This is a genomic window from Pseudomonas sp. AF03-9 (assembly GCF_020515815.1).
Taxonomy (GTDB): domain Bacteria; phylum Pseudomonadota; class Gammaproteobacteria; order Pseudomonadales; family Pseudomonadaceae; genus Aquipseudomonas.
The window spans coordinates 1-3,089 of the sequence record NZ_JAHPJF010000047.1 but is presented as its reverse complement, the minus strand read 5'-3'; the positions used below and the strand labels follow the sequence as shown (position 1 = coordinate 3,089).

Sequence of the window (3,089 nt, the reverse complement as noted above, 5' to 3'; positions counted from 1 at the left end):
GTTTGGCCGACGCATCAGCAAAACCGTTGAAGGCGTGACGACGGAGTTCTTCTGGCAAGGCGACAAACTGATCGCCGAACACCATGCGGAGCGGCATCGCAGCTACCTCTACGAGCCGGACAGTTTTCGCCCGCTGGCACTGCTGGAAGGTTTCGGTCCCAACGACACCAAACCCTACCACTACCAACTGGATCACCTTGGAACACCCCAGGAACTGACAAACCCCGACGGCGAAATCGTCTGGTCTGCGCACTACCGCGCCTACGGTGAAATAGCCCGTCTCGACGTGGGAACAATCGATAACCCGCTGCGTTTTCAGGGCCAATATTTCGACGCGGAAAGCGGGCTGCACTACAATCGGCATCGCTACTACAATCCGGATATTGGGCGTTATCTGACGCCGGACCCGGTGAAGTTGGCGGGTGGGATCAATGGGTATCGGTATGTGCCCAATCCTACGGGGTGGGTGGATCCGTTAGGGTTGAGTAACTGTCCGGGCACGGGAGGTTGTGAATCTACCGTAGGCCATAACGACCCTGAAAGAAAGGCAAGCGCTGACGACAGAAGCCCTTCGCTTCCACAGCCGACACGGGCTGAAAGACAGATTCGAATCACTGAACTAGCAGAAGAAAATGCAAAAAAACGAGTCGAATCTATTCAAAATCAATATGACATGCACACTATCGACAGGCACAGCCCCGAAATTACTGACACTGCATTGAAACAGAGGGCAATCGACGGAACAGATCCAGGCACAGGATTACGTAGGCCGCATGACAGAGGGAATGTAAGCTCTCAATTTCACAGTTGGCGACTGCAACTGAGCGCCTTGAACAAAGCCTTAACTCGCGAGCCACTTGGGTTAGATCCGTTTAATGGGAAAGACCACAACAACAACCCCATACTCAAACTGGAGTTGCCAGGAGCAGGCCGAGGCTACAGACCCAATAGAAAAACCCCACAGGCTCCGCACCTCAATGAAAACCTAAATTGGTTCGAGGTGAAGTTTGATATAGACGATAACACCAGGCCATTCACTGCTTTTCCTGCCGAGAAAAAATAATGTTGAGAGATCCATTTTTAAACGAACCGTTTGACCCCAACCTGAAATGGTTCATTGGAGTATTTGATGTTTACGACCGCGAGCAGAGCCTTGGTAAGGTGTTAGAGAAATACAACCCGAATAAAAAAGTGGACAGAGAGGTACTCATAAAAAACTACGCGCTGAACTTGAACCACCTTACTTACAGGCATAGATACGTTTTGCTAAAAGCACTGGAAAGCAATCTGAGCGATGAAAGTTACGATTTTCAGAGTCTGTTTGAGATCAGTGAAGAAGATGCTTCTTCATGGCCGAGAGCTGAATGGTATGAACTGGAAAGTCCTAGGGATTTCTTGCTGGATATTTATGTGCTCGCTCAAATCTTGTGGAAAGACGACCTCCAAAAAGCCAGCCAAGAAGACCCATCAACTTGGTAACACCACCAAACCTGTAGTGAGCGAGCTTGCTCGCGCCGGGCCGCGCAGCGGCCCCCACCCAGACAACGCGTTTATTCAACCCGGTCCGGACTGTCCTTGTTGGGGCTGCTTCGCAGCCCAGCGCGAGCAAGCTCGCTCACTACCACTACCCGTTAGCCGGTCCCGAGTGGGTGTTCCTCAATGAGATATTTAGAAACAGAAACTGATGCAGCCTTAGAAACTTATCCATTGAGAAAAAAAGCTCAACACCAGTGAGTTGAAGGTGCTGACTTCCGCCCTTTGCTAAGTTTTCTTTGAGGCTGAAAACCGCTTCCTCTAAAGGGAACCTAGACTTCGCAAACATTGTATGCCGTTGAAGAGTAGAACTCCCGCGGCTCGAGCAATGTAGTAGCCCTCCCAGGCGAGACGGCTGTACTTGGTGTATCGCCATTGTCTGCCTGGGCCTACTGGAAACTACTTCAGGGCCAATACTACGACGCGGAAAGCGGGCTGCACTACAACCGGTATCGCTACTACAATCCGGATACTGAACGTTATCTGACGCCGGACCCGGTGAAGTTAGCGGGTGGGATCAATGGGTATCGGTATGTGCCCAATCCTACGGGGTGGGTGGATCCGTTAGGGTTGAGTTGCATCACCGGGCGTTGCCCGGAGAAAAACGACCAAAGAGCAACGCAAAAACAGGACCCCATCACTCCTGGGGCTATCGACCCCATTCGGTCATCAACCTACGAACAGGCATCAAATAATGCGTTGGAGTGGTTACTCGAAAATGATTTTCGTGCAGAAAAACCGACTTTGGGAAAATTCGGGCCACGAAAAGGAGAACCTGTCGGAATGCAAACAGCAGACGGCAAAACTGGCTACCGTATTGAACATGACGAAAGAAATGGCGCACACATAAATGTTTGGTCAGGCAAGAAAAAAGGACCGCACTATCTCTTCGATAGCAGCCCAAAAACAGTAATACGACTAACTAAAAGGTTTGAGAAAAAATGAGCTATTTAGACGACGAGCTGATTGCAGACCTAAAAGGACTCAATATCAACTTCAGCATTCTCTCTGAAGTCGAACATACTGCAATCGTCAGGAAAATCAATGAGCGTGTCCTTTTTGCTGGAAGTCAAGTTGCTTGGAGCACCTTGGAGAACAGCATCTCCTTCGGATCAGCCTCATCAAACCTGGCGATTTCTATGCTTACCAAAAAAATCAGTGCAATGGCTGACGGTGAATTTATATTTATCGGCGACTCGGCCTGTGACGATGCCTATTCTGTAAAGGTCGAACACCTAGAGCAGGCGCTGAGGGTCTTTTCTGAATTACCACAACATACTTACATTTTGCAGAAGTCAGTGGCTTGGATTGCCTGCATTTCGTTTGAAGGCCACCTAGATTTCGCAAATATTTCCTGTGGTTAAAGAGAGGAGTATCGGGGCTGCTATGCAGCCCAGCGCGGGGCAAGCCCGCTCACTACCACCCCTCCTTCAACATCTGCAATTCCAGATGCTGCAACAACATAATCGTCTTCCCATCCACAATCTCCCCACTCTGCACCATCCCCAGCGCCTGCTCAAACCCCAGCTCCAGCACCTCAATATCCTCGCCCTCCT

At 50.1% G+C, this 3,089-nt stretch carries 3 protein-coding genes and 2 pseudogenes; 4 read left to right on the top strand and 1 reads right to left on the bottom strand.

Going from position 1 to position 3,089, the window contains the following annotated elements:
- From LIY36_RS27535 to LIY36_RS27520, 4 genes and pseudogenes are all read left to right on the top strand, one after another.
- Nucleotides 1–1,063: RHS repeat domain-containing protein (locus LIY36_RS27535; RefSeq protein ID WP_226457847.1), on the top strand; the 1,063-nt coding region annotated here is incomplete at its 5' end.
- Nucleotides 1,063–1,479 (top strand): hypothetical protein, encoded by a 417-nt coding sequence (locus tag LIY36_RS27530; RefSeq protein WP_226457846.1) that lies wholly within the window; start codon nucleotides 1,063–1,065, stop codon nucleotides 1,477–1,479. The genes LIY36_RS27535 and LIY36_RS27530, both read left to right, overlap by 1 nt.
- Before the next feature lie 459 nt (nucleotides 1,480–1,938).
- Nucleotides 1,939–2,478 (top strand): annotated as a pseudogene (locus LIY36_RS27525) (RHS repeat-associated core domain-containing protein); the annotation flags it as partial.
- Nucleotides 2,475–2,897, top strand: coding sequence for a hypothetical protein (locus LIY36_RS27520; protein WP_226457845.1), 423 nt, complete (start codon nucleotides 2,475–2,477; stop codon nucleotides 2,895–2,897). The pseudogene LIY36_RS27525 and the gene LIY36_RS27520, both read left to right, overlap by 4 nt.
- Nucleotides 2,898–2,949: 52 nt before the next feature.
- On the opposite strand, the pseudogene LIY36_RS27515 reads toward LIY36_RS27520, so the two are convergent.
- Nucleotides 2,950–3,089, bottom strand: a pseudogene (locus LIY36_RS27515) (GDP-mannose pyrophosphatase); the annotation flags it as partial.